At 51.8% G+C, this 15,407-nt stretch carries 17 protein-coding genes; 11 read left to right on the forward strand and 6 right to left on the reverse strand.

Annotation, left to right across the window (positions count from 1 at the left end; genetic code table 11):
- Nucleotides 1-2 precede the first annotated feature (2 nt).
- Genes galE through ACFQ88_RS21135 form a run of 5 tightly spaced genes read left to right on the forward strand, consistent with a single transcriptional unit; the run spans nt 3 to nt 3,745 of the window.
- Entirely contained in the window at nt 3-1,106 is a 1,104-nt protein-coding gene (gene galE / locus ACFQ88_RS21115) for a UDP-glucose 4-epimerase GalE (protein WP_379456408.1), read from the forward strand.
- A 46-nt stretch (nt 1,107-1,152) separates the two neighbouring features.
- Entirely contained in the window at nt 1,153-1,305 is a 153-nt protein-coding gene (locus tag ACFQ88_RS21120) for a YwzD family small protein (RefSeq protein WP_239631900.1), read from the forward strand.
- A complete protein-coding gene (locus ACFQ88_RS21125) occupies nt 1,302-1,898 on the forward strand; it encodes a sugar transferase (RefSeq protein ID WP_379456411.1) in 597 nt (198 codons plus the stop codon). The genes ACFQ88_RS21120 and ACFQ88_RS21125 overlap by 4 nt, the downstream gene beginning before the upstream one ends.
- Nucleotides 1,899-1,914: 16 nt before the next feature.
- Complete coding sequence (locus tag ACFQ88_RS21130; RefSeq protein ID WP_379456413.1) at nt 1,915-2,553, forward strand: acetyltransferase; 639 nt, start codon at nt 1,915-1,917, stop codon at nt 2,551-2,553.
- A gap of 22 nt (nt 2,554-2,575) precedes the next feature.
- Entirely contained in the window at nt 2,576-3,745 is a 1,170-nt protein-coding gene (locus tag ACFQ88_RS21135; protein ID WP_379456415.1) for a DegT/DnrJ/EryC1/StrS family aminotransferase, read from the forward strand.
- A gap of 36 nt (nt 3,746-3,781) precedes the next feature.
- Here the strand turns inward: ACFQ88_RS21135 and ACFQ88_RS21140 are convergent, their stop codons facing one another.
- Nucleotides 3,782-3,940 carry a hypothetical protein gene (locus tag ACFQ88_RS21140; protein ID WP_239631910.1) on the reverse strand — a complete coding sequence of 53 codons (159 nt, stop codon included), beginning with the start codon at nt 3,938-3,940 and terminating at the stop codon, nt 3,782-3,784.
- Between the two features lie 287 nt (nt 3,941-4,227).
- On the opposite strand from ACFQ88_RS21140, the gene ACFQ88_RS21145 reads away from it, so the two are divergent.
- The 3 genes from ACFQ88_RS21145 to ACFQ88_RS21155 all read left to right on the forward strand — a co-directional run bounded on the left by ACFQ88_RS21145 (nt 4,228) and on the right by ACFQ88_RS21155 (nt 5,436).
- On the forward strand, nt 4,228-4,569 hold the full coding sequence (locus tag ACFQ88_RS21145; protein WP_239631912.1) for a helix-turn-helix domain-containing protein: 342 nt from the start codon (nt 4,228-4,230) through the stop codon (nt 4,567-4,569).
- The gene (locus ACFQ88_RS21150; protein ID WP_379456418.1) at nt 4,553-4,966 is read left to right on the forward strand and encodes a VanZ family protein; all 414 of its coding nucleotides are present in this window, start codon (nt 4,553-4,555) and stop codon (nt 4,964-4,966) included. Before ACFQ88_RS21145 ends, ACFQ88_RS21150 begins: the two co-directional genes overlap by 17 nt.
- 146 nt (nt 4,967-5,112) lie before the next feature.
- Complete coding sequence (locus ACFQ88_RS21155) at nt 5,113-5,436, forward strand: helix-turn-helix domain-containing protein (RefSeq protein WP_239631916.1); 324 nt, start codon at nt 5,113-5,115, stop codon at nt 5,434-5,436.
- Nucleotides 5,437-5,484: 48 nt separating this feature from the next.
- On the opposite strand, the gene ACFQ88_RS21160 is transcribed toward ACFQ88_RS21155, so the two are convergent.
- Complete coding sequence (locus ACFQ88_RS21160) at nt 5,485-5,685, reverse strand: anti-repressor SinI family protein (protein WP_379456420.1); 201 nt, start codon at nt 5,683-5,685, stop codon at nt 5,485-5,487.
- A gap of 220 nt (nt 5,686-5,905) precedes the next feature.
- Between ACFQ88_RS21160 and ACFQ88_RS21165 the strand changes: the two genes are divergently transcribed.
- From ACFQ88_RS21165 to ACFQ88_RS21175, 3 genes are all read left to right on the forward strand, one after another.
- The gene (locus ACFQ88_RS21165; RefSeq protein ID WP_379456422.1) at nt 5,906-6,634 is read left to right on the forward strand and encodes an NAD-dependent protein deacylase; all 729 of its coding nucleotides are present in this window, start codon (nt 5,906-5,908) and stop codon (nt 6,632-6,634) included.
- A gap of 25 nt (nt 6,635-6,659) precedes the next feature.
- The gene (locus ACFQ88_RS21170; protein ID WP_379456424.1) at nt 6,660-7,319 is read left to right on the forward strand and encodes an HD domain-containing protein; all 660 of its coding nucleotides are present in this window, start codon (nt 6,660-6,662) and stop codon (nt 7,317-7,319) included.
- Nucleotides 7,320-7,529: 210 nt separating this feature from the next.
- Nucleotides 7,530-8,528, forward strand: coding sequence for a Gfo/Idh/MocA family protein (locus ACFQ88_RS21175; RefSeq protein ID WP_379456426.1), 999 nt, complete (start codon nt 7,530-7,532; stop codon nt 8,526-8,528).
- A 289-nt stretch (nt 8,529-8,817) separates the two neighbouring features.
- Here the strand turns inward: ACFQ88_RS21175 and ACFQ88_RS21180 are convergent, their stop codons facing one another.
- The 4 genes from ACFQ88_RS21180 to ACFQ88_RS21195 all read right to left on the reverse strand — a co-directional run bounded on the left by ACFQ88_RS21180 (nt 8,818) and on the right by ACFQ88_RS21195 (nt 15,367).
- Nucleotides 8,818-10,152, reverse strand: a complete 1,335-nt coding sequence (locus ACFQ88_RS21180; RefSeq protein ID WP_379456428.1) for an ABC transporter substrate-binding protein — start codon at nt 10,150-10,152, stop codon at nt 8,818-8,820.
- A gap of 1,163 nt (nt 10,153-11,315) precedes the next feature.
- A complete protein-coding gene (locus ACFQ88_RS21185) occupies nt 11,316-13,073 on the reverse strand; it encodes a hypothetical protein (protein WP_379456430.1) in 1,758 nt (585 codons plus the stop codon).
- A gap of 202 nt (nt 13,074-13,275) precedes the next feature.
- A complete protein-coding gene (locus tag ACFQ88_RS21190) occupies nt 13,276-14,070 on the reverse strand; it encodes a WYL domain-containing protein (RefSeq protein WP_379456432.1) in 795 nt (264 codons plus the stop codon).
- Nucleotides 14,045-15,367, reverse strand: coding sequence for a helix-turn-helix transcriptional regulator (locus ACFQ88_RS21195; RefSeq protein WP_379456434.1), 1,323 nt, complete (start codon nt 15,365-15,367; stop codon nt 14,045-14,047). Before ACFQ88_RS21195 ends, ACFQ88_RS21190 begins: the two co-directional genes overlap by 26 nt.
- Nucleotides 15,368-15,407: the final 40 nt, after the last annotated feature.

The following is a 15,407-nucleotide window of genomic DNA, read 5'->3' on the forward strand; positions in this document are numbered from 1 at the left end:
CTATGGCCATACTCGTAACCGGAGGCTCCGGCTATATCGGAAGCCATACATGCGTGGAGCTATTAAACGCAGGATATGACATTGTAGTGGTGGATAATTTGACGAACAGCAGACTGGAATCCCTTAGAAGGGTAAGAGAGATTACAGGCAGAGACTTCAAGTTCTACAAGGTCGATCTGCTGGATCAGGAAGCTCTCATCCGTGTGTTTGCTCAGAACAAAATCGATGCGGTCATCCATTTTGCCGGGCATAAATCGGTCGGGGAGTCGGTTCGACTGCCGTTATGGTACTACCACAACAATATTACCGGAACGCTGGTGCTGTGCAAGGTGATGGAGAAATACGGGGTGAAAAACATCGTATTCAGCTCATCGGCTACCGTATACGGCCTGCAGGAGAAGGTGCCCATTGCGGAAGAGCTTCCGCTTAGCGCCACGAACCCTTACGGACGCACGAAGCTGATGATTGAGGAAATGCTTCGGGATCTGTATTTGTCTGATTCGAATTGGAGCATAGCGCTGCTGCGCTATTTCAATCCCGCCGGGGCTCACAACAGCGGGCTGATCGGAGAGGATCCTAACGGCATTCCTAATAATCTGATGCCTTATATTACCCAAGTAGCGGCAGGCAGGCTGAAGGAGCTCCAAGTGTTCGGCAACGATTATGAGACCATCGATGGTACTGGTGTGAGGGACTTTATCCATGTCGTGGATTTGGCTCTTGGTCATCTGAGTGCGCTAACTAAAGTGATGGCTACGACAGGCGTTGAAGCCTACAATCTTGGAACCGGACGCGGGTACAGCGTGCTCGAACTGGTCAAGGCATTCGAGACCGTGACCGGGATGCGTATTCCGTATACGATTACGAGCCGCAGACCAGGCGACATCGGCATATGCTACGCCAACCCGTCCAAGGCGGAGCGGGAGCTTGGCTGGGTTGCCGAGAAGGGAATCGAGGAAATGTGCAGCGATTCCTGGAGATGGCAGTCGAACAACCCGAACGGGTATCTGGAAGAAGCGAAAATAGCCGCAGGCGTCGGTGCAGCGCCAAATCCTCGTACGCTTTCAAGAAGCAGCGAGGATTTTTTTGTATACATCGGAAGGTAAAACGCGCCGTGATACTAAGATCTTTTAATAAATGAGGGTTTGATCCATGAATATTTCCGAGTTAACGCAAGAACAAATGAAAGATATTATGCTGCATGCGTACCAGCTGGGAAATGAATCCGAGCATATCGGAGTCAAGGACCTGGTTGAAGAGATCAAGCAGCAGATTTTGTCCGCCCTGGGAGGGAAGCACCAATGAAACGGCTATTTGATCTGTCGGTTGCGGTTCCCCTTCTTCTTCTTCTACTTCCGTGCATATTGCTGACTGCCGTACTGGTTCGCTGGAAATTGGGATCCCCCGTCATATTCAAGCAGCAGCGGCCCGGATTACACGGCAAGCCCTTTTCTTTGTACAAATTCAGATCGATGAACGATGCCCGAGACAGCGAAGGCAAGCTGCTTCCCGATTCCGTACGGCTGACTCCGTTCGGGCAATTTTTGCGCAAATACAGCCTGGACGAATTTCTCCAGCTGATTAATGTCATCAAAGGCGAGCTGAGCCTGGTCGGCCCAAGGCCGCTGCTTATGGATTACTTGCCGTTGTATACGGAAGAACAGTCGCGAAGGCATTTGGTGAGGCCGGGCATTACCGGATGGGCTCAAGTTAACGGCAGGAACGAGATTTCCTGGGAAGAGAAGTTCAAGCTCGATGTTTGGTATGTGGATAATCAAAGCTTCCTTCTTGATCTGAAAATTTTAGCTTTGACCTTCGTCAAGGTACTCAAAACGGAAGGCGTCAGTCATCAGAATCACGTGACTATGGAGCGATTTTCCGGGTCTAAATTTTCTTGAAAAGTTGGGATAAACTATGCAGCTGGCGATTATTGGAGAAGGCGGCCATAGTAAGGTCATCAAAGACTTGATCGTTTTAGATGGGAATTACACGATTGCTGCTATTTTGGATGATAAATATACAGAGTTAAAAGAGATCGAGGGCATTCGCTACGGCCCGGTTTCTTCAGCTGGGGAAATGGTCCAATGTGCCACTGACCTTAAATGGATTGTGGCGATAGGGAATAACGAAGTAAGGAAATCGATTGTGGATAGACTGGGCTTGTCCAGCGATAGCTATATCTCTCTTATACACCCGGCATCGGTTGTCAGTCCCAGCGCTTCGATCGGGAGGGGCACCGTAGTAATGGCCAACGCAGTCGTTCAAGCGGAGGCGGCGATCGGAGAACATGTCATAGTCAACACCGGCGCCATTATCGAGCATGATAACTGCATAGACGATTACGTACATATTGCCCCTAGAGCAACTCTTACCGGTACTGTAAGTATCCGGGAGGGTGCGATGATAGGAGCGGGAGCTACCGTCATTCCAGGAAAAAGCATAGGTGAGTGGGCTGTCGTCGGTGCCGGTTCAACCGTTATTCGCGATATTCCGGCGATGTGTACAGCGGTTGGAAGTCCTGCCAAATGGACTATGTTTGCACAAAAAAGCTAATAAAAAGAGGTGGAGCTCCGGCATGGTTACGAATAAAAGCAAAATTTATTTATCCTCGCCGCATATGAGCGGGCATGAAATGAAATATATTCAGGAGGCCTTAGATACAAATTGGATCGCTCCGCTTGGACCGCATGTCGACGCGTTCGAGCGGGAATTCGCTGCATGCGTAGGCGTCCATGGAGCCGCTGCGGTCAGCTCCGGCACGGCGGCTATTCATTTGGCGCTGCGTCTGCTCCATGTCAAGGAAGGAGACACGGTGTTCTGCTCCAGCCTTACATTCGTTGCGAGCGCGAACCCTATTGTCTACTTGGGGGCGGAGCCTGTCTTTATCGACTCCGAGCCGGAGACATGGAATATGTCGCCGCAGGCGCTGGAACGCGCCCTTCAGGATGCAGCCCGCGCAGGCCGCCTGCCCAAGGCGGTCATTGTCGTCAATTTGTACGGCCAAAGCGCCAAAATGGATGAGCTCGCCGCGCTATGCGAAGCTTACCGGGTTCCGATGATTGAGGATGCCGCCGAATCGCTGGGCTCCTCTTACAAAGGGAAGGCGAGCGGGTCTTTTGGACGGTACGGCATTTATTCCTTCAACGGAAACAAGATTATTACGACCTCCGGCGGAGGGATGCTTGTATCGAATGACCAAGAAAGCTTGCATAGAGCCCGGTTCCTGGCAACGCAGGCAAGAGACCAGGCTCCGCATTACCAGCACAGCCAGCTGGGATACAACTACCGGATGAGCAACGTCCTTGCGGGCATCGGCAGGGCGCAGCTGGAAGTACTGGAAGACCGGGTGCGCGGAAGAAGAGCGGTATTCGACCGCTACTATGAAGAGCTGTCCTATTTGCCGGGCATTCAATTCATGCCGGAGCTGAACGGGACCTTCTCCAACCGCTGGCTTACGGCCTTGACGCTGGATGAACGCGAAGCCGGCGTTACCGTGTCGCAAGTGCTGGCGTCTTTGGCGGACGAAAATATCGAAGCGCGTCCGGTATGGAAGCCGCTTCATCAGCAGCCGCTTTTCGATGGAGCCGCGTATTATCCGCATTCCGAGCAGGAAAGCGTATCGGACCGGTTGTTCCGAACAGGCCTATGCCTGCCTTCCGGAACGAATATGAGCGAAGAGGAACAAACCAGAGTTATCGAATGTATAGTGAACGTTATGATCAGGAAAAGCAGTATCAGCGCGTAATCCGAGCAGTAGGGATATAGGCGTACGGCGGGCGTTCTACCGAAGCTTTTGCTCATGGTGCAGCATCTTGTTGTACAGCCTTTGCTTCATCTTCCGATCGAGGCAATCCTTATAGAGGATGCCGTTGTATGTGAGCATCACCTGGTGGTACGTGCGCTTCGCCTTCTTCCAGCTTTCAGCCAAAAGCGAATTCATATGACGACCTCCTTTTGTAACAAGGTATGACATACAGCCCGTATGTATTCAGTTTAAACGATGCGGCCAAGGGAGAACAAGTTTTGAAGGGAAGAAGGCGGCGGCCTGCGGTTCCAGGTGTGGTGAGGGAAAGAGAGAGCACGTGTATTCTTTGGACAATGTATCACGGCGAGCAAGCTCAAGCATAGGCTAGTAACGGAGGGATAAGGGTTCATGCATGTTATTGAGGGTGTGATGTGGAAAGGGCAAGAAACCGGGACCGCAGCGGTACGGCGGAGTGATAGCGTATGATCGGCAATAACATATCGTCTATTCGCAAGCAGAGAGGATTCACGCTGTCGGAGCTGTCCGAGCGAACCGGCATTTCCAAGTCGTATTTAAGCAACATTGAGCGTAATCTTAAGCAGAACCCGTCCATTCACGTGATGGAAAAGATTGCTTCGGTCCTGAAGGTGGACCTCAAAATGCTGCTCAAAATCGCCGCCGAGGCGGAGGTCAAGCCAAGCGTGGATAAAGAATGGCTGGACTTCATCATGGAAATGAAGGAATCGGGTATCGACAAGGACCGAATTCATGAGTTTAAAATCGTGATTGAGTTCATGAAGTGGCACAATGAGCAAAACAAGTAGAAAACGAACCTTTTGGCGATTCGTTTTGGTACCGTTATCATTGGTTATTATGTATATTTTTGGCGCTTATCAAATATTCACCGGAGAGCATACCAGGATCATCATTCAACAGCTGACAGGGCTGAACGAAGTGCATTCGTATGCCCTTAACGCCATGGTCCGAAAAACGGCGCATATTCTCGCCTATGGCATCATAGGCATTTGCTTTTATACATTGTTTCGGCAAAAGACGATAATGTACGCTTGGTGCTGTACGACCCTCGTCGCCGTACTGGATGAATGGCATCAGTCGTTCGTTCCGGGAAGATCGCCGCTCGTTCGCGATATCGTTCTCGATGCGGCGGCGGCTTTGGTGTTTCTGTGGGGCTTTACCTTGTGGAACCGGCGAAAAAGCTGATGGTACAAGCCGGGTTGCGCCGTCGTGACAAAAAGCCCCTTTCGGGGCTTTACGTTTTTTTTACATTTAGTTTGTTCGTTTTAACGAAATTTGCTATACTAGGGTTAAAGGCTTACCCTAAACAATCGCTAAAAGGAAGAATTGCCATGATCGGTAAACGCGTTCAACAACTGAGAAAACAAAAGGGAATGTCGCTTACGGAGCTGGCGGAGCGCGCCGGTGTCGCCAAATCCTACATCAGTAGTCTGGAGCGGGATATTCAAAAAAACCCGTCCATCCAGTTTATTGAGAAAATAGCTGCTGTCTTAAAGGTCCCGATGGACACTTTACTCGATCACGAGGACGGCATCAGGAAGGACCCGGAGCTCGACCAGGAATGGTACGATATTATTAAGGAAGCCATGGCGTCCGGAGTAGACAAGCAGCAGTTCCGCAAATTTCTGCATAAGCACCGCCCATCCGACCATTAGGTTCAAGTTGTTTCCCCGAACCGTGTATTTATTTTACCCCGTTATTTATTACCCGTGTGCCACCTTGGAGGCCGATATCCTCATGGGCTCGAAAGAAACAGAAGCCGACAATGTCTGCACATCCCGATCCGGATTTCTTAAGAACGAACGAATGTCTTCCGTACTGAGTCCCAGCTTACGAGCCGTTAGTATCAGATTAGCCCATTCCCAATCAAGCTCTTCCGTCATCATCTGGTTCGTTGTACTCATATGTTACCCTCCTGGATTTTCCGTTTGGATACATTTTGTATCTTTTGATGTATTATCGCATGTTTTTTCGCCAAAATCAATCCCGGTTATATAAAGATTATACAAAATGTATCTATAAATAATATAGGTCGCCATAAAGGACACAAACTATTCTGTCGGGCGGCAGGCATCTCGGGTATAATAGTAAGAAATCGCGATTTCGGGAGAGGATGGGGCGAGTTTGGACCTTCAGGAGCTTTGCGGGCTGGTGGCGGAGAGCAGCCGCATTGTGTTTTTTGGCGGAGCGGGCGTATCTACGGAAAGCCAGATTCCGGACTTTCGTTCGGCGGACGGATTGTACCGGACGAAGACCGGGCATGCCTATCCGCCGGAGACGATGTTGAGCCGCAGCTTTTTTATGCGGCAGCCGGAGCAGTTTTACGACTTTTACAGGAGTCGGATGATTCATAAAGATGCGAAGCCGAATGCGGCTCACCATGCGCTGGCCCGGCTGGAGCAAGCGGGGAGGCTGCAAGCCGTGATCACGCAAAATATCGACGGGCTGCATCAGGCGGCCGGCAGCAGGAACGTGCTGGAGCTGCACGGATCGATACACCGAAACTACTGCATGAGCTGCAGCGCTGCGTACGGCCTGGAGCATATCGTTCAAAGCGCGGATACGGTGCCGAAGTGTACTGCCTGCGGCGGAATGGTCAAGCCGGATGTCGTGCTCTATGAGGAAGCGCTGGATTCGGACCTATTGGATAAAGCTGTGTCTAGTATTGCGAACGCGGACGTTTTGATTGTCGGGGGCACCTCCTTGACCGTTCACCCCGCTGCAGGGTTAATCCGGTATTATGAGGGTAATAAGTTAATACTTATTAATCAATCGCCGACTCCGTACGACGGGCGCGCAGACTATTTAATACACGATCGTATCGGTAAAGTATTGACCGAGCTTTGCCAATGAACGGGAAACGGAGGTGGGGTTTGCAATGACATCCCTTATCGACAGGGCCATCGAATTCGCGGCCAAAGCGCATCAAGGACAATTTCGCAAAGGGACGGACATTCCTTATATATCCCACCCGTATGCGGTAGGAATGATATTGCTTGGGGCCGGATGCGGGCCGGAGATCGTTGCCGCAGGCATTCTGCATGATACGCTGGAGGATACGGATGCGACCTACAGCGACTTGGTGGAGCAGTTCGGCCAGAATGTGGCGGATATCGTGATGGGCTGCTCCGAGCCGGATAAGTCGCTCAGCTGGGAGGAGCGTAAGGAGCACACCGTTCAATATTTAAAAACCGCTTCCCAGCCGGTTCGTATGGTCGCCTGTGCGGATAAACTGCACAACGTGCGAAGCACGTTAAGGGCCATGCAATCGTGCGATTCCACCCTCGTATGGAATCGGTTCAAACGCGGGAAAGAGCAGCAGGAATGGTATTACCGCCAGCTGATCGAAAGCCTGGGACATGAGTCCGCCTTCCCGCTGCTGATCCTGCTGGAGCAAGAAGTGGAGCTGCTGTTCGGCGCAAGAGCAGAATCATCGAAGACATCGAAGCTGAAGTCGGAGCCGGTGCGGGAGGCTGAGATGGAGCCGGAAACAGAGGCGCCGCTTGGAGAAGGCCTCGATGGCAAGAGCGGCGAATGAGCGTTAAGCTGAAAAGCTTGCGCTGCGGGTGATGGGAAGTCGTCGCGGGTACGATGGAGCAGATGGCGCGCTATCCTACAGCGCATCCGGAGCTTCAACACGGGGCTGGAATCCATCCATGCTTAACTAACCTGCCACGCACTTTATTTTTGCTAGTCAAACAACACATCTGTGGCCGAGAAAGGTCCTGAAGCAGGAAAGGAATGGAACATGGTTCGATTTGGAATTATTGGTACGAACAAAATTACGGAACAATTTATTCATGCCGCACGGCAGGCGGAAGGATTCGTCTTGTCGGCAGTCTATTCGCGGACGGAGGAGCGGGCGCAGGAGTTTGCCGCGAAGTTCGGCATTCCCAACACATTTACCGATTTGAACCTGATGGCCGCGAGCGGCGAAGTGGATGCGGTCTACATTGCGAGCCCGAACAGCTTCCATGCCGAGCAGGCGATAGTATGCATGGAGCACGGGAAGCATGTGCTGTGTGAGAAGCCAGTCGCATCGAATACAAGCGAGCTGCAAGCGATGATAGCGGCTGCAAAGGCGAACGACGTGCTGCTGATGGAAGCGCTGAAGTCAACACTGATGCCTAACTTTCAGGCGGTACGCGACCATTTGCACAAGATCGGGCCGATTCGCCGCTATTTTGCGAGCTATTGCCAATATTCCTCACGCTACGATGCCTATAAGCAGGGGACGGTGCTGAACGCCTTTAATCCGATCTTCTCGAACGGATCGCTGATGGATATCGGCATTTACTGCTTGTATCCGGCCGTGGTTCTGTTCGGCGAGCCGAGGGCTGTACTGGCTAACGGAGTGATGCTCGAATCCGGAGTAGATGGGGAAGGGAGCCTGCTGCTGAAGTACGAAGGGATGGATGCGGTCGTCATGTATTCGAAGATTACCCAGTCTCACTTGCCAACGGAAATTCAGGGCGAGAACGGCACGATCCTCATCGATAAAATCAACCAGCCGGAAAAAGTCGAAATCCGGTACCGGGACGGATCCGTTGAAGATCTGACCCGGCCTCAGTCGAGCAAGGACATGGTCTATGAAGTGGAGGAGTTTCTAAGGCTGCTGTCGAGCGGCAAGCGCGAGTCGGCTGTGAACTCCTTCAGCAGCTCCTTGGCTGTTATGGGCATTATGGATGAAGCCCGGAGGCAGATCGGGCTCCGGTTTCCGGCGGATGAGAAGGCGCTGCACCACTAATATTTGTGAAATTGAGCCGTTCCTTAAGTGTAATAAGGGAACGGCTTTTTTTTGCGTGAAGCAGCGAATGGAAAGCTTAGTCGTTGGCGATAAGACCGCCTTGCTTACGGTCGCGTTGAAAAGGACTTTAGCAGCTGTTTTGCATGCTTAATACCACAAGAAATACAGCGGCAATATAACGTATGTGGAAGCTGCTGCTTATGAAAAAAAGCCCTTTTGTTAAGGGCTTTAAGATGGATAGACCAGTTTGGTCAAAAATGTTAACGTTTGCAATCGCATGCCGATGCGCTTACTTCTCCAGCTTTATCTTGGATTGTACCAACGTATTCATCTGCTCATCTGCAAGACGAAGGGCTGTATTAATATCCGCCTGCTTCTTCAATACGCTTTCGTAAGCATCGATAACAATTTTGTTCGTATCGCCTCCGGTATAAATGGGGGGCTGATTGACTGAAGGCTTCAGCTTCGGAATACTGCTCAAATTATAGTTTTTTCCTGCAAATTCCGGAATGCTTTTACCGAACTCTTTTTTCACAGTATCGTTGGAAAGTACGGACACCTTACCGTTTTTGGCCATATTTAACTGCACATCATCGGATAGCAAAGTCTCTATGACGAGGAAGGCGGCATCCTTGTTTTTGCTGCTTGAAGTAATAGAGAAGTTCGGAGTGTCTACGCCCGTGCCGTAGCCCATTTTGTCCTTATGCTGCGGATAAGTGACAACGTCCCAGTTCACATCCGGCGCTTTGCGCAGCGCATTCAGCGTGCTGCTGTACCCTGTAATCATAGCCAGCTCGCCTTTAAGAAACGCAGTCTGGTTGTTGCCGAAGTTAATCGTGTTGAAAGGCTCGTCCGAATTGCCAGGATAATTATAGACGTTGTCCCACAATTCAAATGCTTTTTTCCATGGCTCTGTCGCCATAATCGACTTATTGTCCTTGTCCATCTGGTACAGATTGATTTGTGCGGCCATCCGGGCAACTCCGTCCGGGAAAAATCCGCGGTACTGGATACCGTCGAACGTTCTTGTTATTTTCTTCCCTAAATCCCCGACTTCCTCCCAAGTCATCCCGTCCTTAGGATACGGTACGGCAAATTTATCGAATAACCCTTTGTTGTAAAATAAGGCGAAGGCGTTATTATAGGCAGGCAAGCCTCCCAAATAATCGCTTCTTCCGTTGACCTTGATATAGTCCAGAAACTCAGGGATAATCCGATTCAAATCGAGATTGTACTTTTTGATGAGGGGATCCATGTTATACAGCAGATTCAAATCTTTAAGCTGAGGAAGGGTGCCGCCGTAACCCATGACAATATCGGGAATATCTCCGGCTGTGACCAGCTCGTTTAAGCCGAACCCTTTTTCGGACGTATTTATGTATTGCACGGTGATGTTGGGATACTTTTTAGCCAGCGGATCGGTAATATAAAGCTTCAATTCCTCGTCTGAAAATATCCCTCTGCTGCCCGCAAGCTTAATAGTGACAGGCTCATTGCTGATCTTCGGCGGCGCTGAGCTGTCCTCGGCCGGCTTGGTCGTCCCACCGGAACTGGAACACCCGGATAATGCAATGGCTGCAGTTGCAAGAAGGATACCTGATTGTTTCCATAAACCATGTCTCATAACGTTCAACCTTCCCGTTTGTATTTGGTAATGCATACGTTTTATTTTAATATTTGGAATTTCAGCAAACTATGGACAAACCCCATAACTATATGGAGAAAAGAAGTAAAGTTATAGCGCTTACATAAATTGTTGTCTGTGTAGGGAGAATGTCTTTCAGAGTGTGTTGGGAATGGAGAGAAGTGCAAATGGAGGCACGTCGAGAGCAGGCGAGGGTGGGAGAGAAGTTGCAGGTGGAGGCGAGTTGAGAACATGTGAGGATGGAAGAGAAGGTGCTAGTGGGTGCGTTGAGTGTCTGTATGAGGTGAGCCTGCTTGCGGGTAATCAATTTGCACTTAATATGTAGGAGCATTCCATAACTGCTAGTTCAGGAACTGTGATGCGGTCGATGGAGGACCCTGCAGGCAGGCTTCTATCTTGCGTCGGCTAAATGTGCAAGGGTAGGCCATTGGCGTGCGTCAGATCGGACAGGAGATCCGTTATTTGGATGAAAACCTGCAAAAACGGGGGCGGATCGGACCTAGAGGCCGTTTTTGGCGTGTTTTTGCGGCAAATGGTTTAGTTTTTCGCTCAATAACGGAACCGAGGTCCGATCGCTTTGAATTTTCGGGTATTATTGCTGCAATAACGGAACCAAGGTCCGTTTGAGTAGCGAACGGCGGTTGAGTCCGCATGGTGTGTGACAGTGAAGGGGCCGATAAAGCGACTGCCGCTGGGGTGGATGATATAACGACCATAGCGTGTTCCGCTAGAGAAGCGCTTGCCGCCAGGACAGAAGGTATAGCGATCAAAGCAGAGTGGAAGCGAAGACGCAAGATTAGATGATGAAGGGGCGTAGGAGGGGCTTTAGAAAAGCGGCACCGAAGAATTGGATGATATAGCGACCATAGCATGTTCCGCTAGAGAACCGACCGAAGCAGGGCTCACTAGCAGCCGCCACCCGCCCAGGGTCCGCTGCTGCCCGCATACTGCATGAGCAGCGCCAGCACTGAAAGGTCATACTACTTAGCCGTCACCCGGCACGAGGGCACGCAACAAACAATAAGCCTCCCAAACCACTCGCAATCGCGTCGTGGTCTGGGAGGCTTTCTCGTTCCTGCTCGGGACTGCCAGTGAGAAGGCAAGTCTGCTCACTGGCAATCTGCCGGCGCAGGTGCTGATGCTTACTCGTTCTCATCGGAATTCCGCTCGGCGCCGCCGGCGATTTTATTGATCGATGAGCCTTCGGATCCTCTCAATTGCTCTTTGGACGGAGCCGCTTCGTTAATGGTGAACATCGTCTGCATCGACTGCAAATCCTTCGGAGACAGCGCGGTTGCGATGGTCTCCCGGTTGCCCAGGAAGGCTTTCATCTTCTCCGTCAAATGGTCCATCATGTCGTCCGCTTTATGCATGCTCATGATATAGCGCGGGCCGGACAAATTGCCGGAGCCGGAGCTCGCCTGCGTGCTGGTCACGAGCTTGGTGACGAGCAGCCAAGGGCTGAAGGACGTGCGGACGATCGTATTCTCACTTCGGGTGGAGTCGGTAATCGCCATGCCTACGGAAATTTTGGACTCGGTATAAGTGCCTTCACCTTGAAACTGGATCAAGTAGCTCGTGAAATGCATCTCGGCCCAGTAAATATGGGCAAGCGTAAGCGCCGAGCTCCCGAACAGAAATAGCAGCCCCGGGAAATAAACGCCGTTAAATAGGCTCTGGAAGGTGAGGTCGCCGGAAAATTGCTTATTCAGGACGAACAGCAGAAGCGCGGACAGCACAACAAGCGCGTGGCCGGCTATAGCCGTATATAGGCGCACATGCTTGGAACTAGGAGGTTCGCTTATCTCCTTGTACATCGGCTGCGTCTCCTGAATCGTATCGCCGACGAAGCTCCCTTTGTCCATGCTGCCTTCCATTTGGAGGTTGGGGCTCAGCTCCCGGTATACTCTGTTGGGAAATTCTTTATACCGGATGTTCGCGAATTCCATATCAAGGGAACGGAAAAAGTCCTTCGGATGAACGTTTTCCTGCCAATGCTCCCTGAATTCCGATACCTCCGTAACCGGATCGTACAGGTCGGAACGGTATTTGGCCAGCACAATGGCGGCGGCGGTCAAAGCCGGGATGAACAGAAACAGCAATATCAACGGCAAGGTCGGGTTAAAAGGAGCTGCCGGCGGCTCGATCCCCTGCCTCAGCAGCAGCTCGCCCACAGCGGGCAGAAGAACGGCGGATATCGTCATCCAGACGATACCGAGTCTGCTGCCACGAAACAGCCGGGGATGATTGACGCGTTTAACCGACAGCAGATTGACGACCCACAGGACCGATAGCCCGGCAAGAAGCGCTATTCCCAGCCAGCCGCTGAAGGACGTTGATGATAGCTTCGTGAGTCCGAGCGATCCGGATAGCAGGGACAAGAAATAAATGAGCAGCGCGATGATGGAATATCCGGCGTTTTGAACAACGAGATGCAAATAGTTCCGCATGGAATAAGGCAAAAAAATAAAGTTCGGATAAATGCTGTACAGCATCCGATCCAGCAGGGTGACAGGCTCGTGAAACGTAACGTTTTTGCGCCCGGACAGCATTTGATCCAGCGTGTTTACGTGATAAGCGATATTAGGCTCGGCGACGTGTTTTTCGCTGCGCGCCTCATTTTTGCTGAGACTTGCGGGAATGCCGCGGCCGACGTAAAAACGGAACATTTTCAGCAGGCCTCGGGTCAAATACCCGCCTCCTCCGAGCAGCAAGACGATGCAAATTATGAGATGAATCCAACCGGCAGACTGCGCTTGACCGGCGATTTGGCTTCGAAGCACGAATAGGGCGGTGATGCCGATGAGCAAAATCGCAATTCCGCTCGCTACATACAGCAAGCCTTCTTTTTTGAACGGATTTTTAATATCCGGAGCGTTCGATCCGTATTGAAATGACATGGCTACCCCTCTCTGCAGTTAAGATGGCAAAGGCGTTGTTGTGCCTTTTCCTATTATGCGACGGCTCCTTGGTACCGTCAACCAACACTACCAACACTGCCACTGCTGTCAACACCTGATGTCTCAGCCGACCGCGCCGCCCGAACAGCAAGCATCGAGCAGCGTCACACAATCGATACAATGTATGTCGGTTTCTCGGCCTTCATGAGTACCTCGCGAGTGCTTTGGCTGCCGATTCGAGCATTCGGCGGCGCAGCTTGTCGCTTGCGACGACACGGACCCGTTTGCCGAGGAAGCGGAGCTTGGACAGCACATACTCGCTTTCATCGCTTCGAAACGACAACGTGATGGTATAGACGTCGGAGTCCGCCAAATAGGCTACCTCCTTCTCAAAGCAGGAGAAGGCGTACAAGATTCTCGACAGCTCCCTATTGTAAGCTGGAATGACCTCGATGGCGGCTGTTTCTTTGCGCGATTCCAGAATAGCGGCGATTTGGGCTATTAGCTTCTCGGCATCCGCTTCCCGAAAAGGCAGCTCCGTTACCGATTCAATGTTTTGAAGCCGTGTGGACATAAAAGCGCGCTGCCCCAAATGGTGCCACAGCAAATACCATTCCTTCTTGACCATCGAATACTCCAGCTTATAGGGAAAGCCAGGCTGGTTGGTGAACAGCTTGCCGTCCTTGATGCGATACGTCATCCGCAAGGCGCTCCGCTTCATAATTAGGCGGCGCAGCGTACGGAGCAGCGGGTGGTACACCTGCTTTTCCTCGTTCTTGGCCTTCTCGATGAACCCTTGGGACAAATCCATCGGAGCCTGCTCCCCGAGCAGCCGCACCAGCTTCAGCTTCGTATCCTCCGTGAAAGCCTCCGCTGCGGCCGGATGCTCCAGCATCGTCTTGAGCCAAGCTCTCTCGTGGGACGTTACGGTGATCGTTCCGGAGTCATCCAGTCGGGAGATGACCTGGTAATTAAAAATCTTCTCGAACAGATTCATAATAATCCTGAATCTCCTTCCATTCCTCCATCAGTTCCCGGCGCAGAGCAGCGGGCTCCAGCACCTCGCAGCTCGAGCCGAAGCTGCGCAGCCAAGGCTTGATCTCGGTCGTTCCGTTTACCGTAATTTCATAGACGAACGAGTCTTCCTCCTCCACTGCAATGCGTCCCCATTGCCCCTGGCTCAGCACCCGTTCCCTGACGAAATTCGGCTGTACGCCCTCCGGGTTGTAAAATCTGGCGCGGACGGTTACGCTGCGTCCGGTATCGATCAGCCAGCTGTGCCGGATTTGGTCCTCCAGCTGCTGCCGCTTGGCATCGAACAAATCCTCGGATACCGCCTCGCCCTCCTCGATTTGGGTGAGGCCCTCCATCCGGTACTTTTTGACGCCGTGGCGGGCGTTGGTGCCAAGCAAATACCACCGGCCGTATTGATGGTCATACACGACCTTGATCGGCAGCACGAGCTCCTGCTTGCCCTCGGTTTCCCGCTCGAACAACGGGTTCGTGTTTTGCGAACCGTAGCTTTTTCGCGACTTGGGGGAGAAATACAGGAAGCGGACCAAACGGCGTTGGCGGATCGCATGGAGCAGCGTATTCAGATGAGCCTCGTCCAAAATGCGCGAATGATAATGGTACTTATATAGGAAAGGCTCGACAAAAGCCGTTTCGTTCTCCGCCTGCTTTACTGCTTTTTTAATGGTATCCCGCAGCAAATAACCTTGGACGGAAGGCACTTGCGTGTTGGACATGACATCTACGAAGTCGTACAGATCGACCAGCTCCTCGTAGGTCAGCTCGTTCGTCAAATCGTTATGGATCCGGTACCGGTACGGCCGTCCTCCCGGCTCACGGCGTATGACCCCGACCTCTTCGAGATATTTCAGGTCGCTTCGGATCGTCTTCTCATCCGGCAGCGGAAGGTCGGCCGGCATTTGCCCGCAGCATGCGTCGAGCAGCTCCATCGCCGTACGCGCCTCCTGCATGGCGGCAAGAAGCAGCGTCAGCCTGTACGTTTCGGAGTCTTTAAGCGACTTGGCGCGGTACAGAAACAAGAGCATCGGATCTGCCGATTCATAATAGTTGAAACGGAGCGTCTCCGCGAATTCCTTGCCCTGCTCCTGAGGGAGCTGCTGGTACACGGCCTGGAGGATGTCCTTCAAGCGCCGGATCGTCTTGTCGTAGGTATGTACGGAAATGCCGAGGCGCTCGGCAAACTGCTGGCGGCTGTAGGCTCCGCTAGTCAGGACAAGCATGCGCAGAAATTGTATTTCCTTATCGAAGCTTTCTTTGGCCATCCCCATCCTCCGCTTCCATAATCAAGCTGCTGCTCTTATT

Source organism: Paenibacillus sp. NPDC056579 (genome assembly GCF_042793215.1).
GTDB lineage: Bacteria > Bacillota > Bacilli > Paenibacillales > NBRC-103111 > Paenibacillus_S.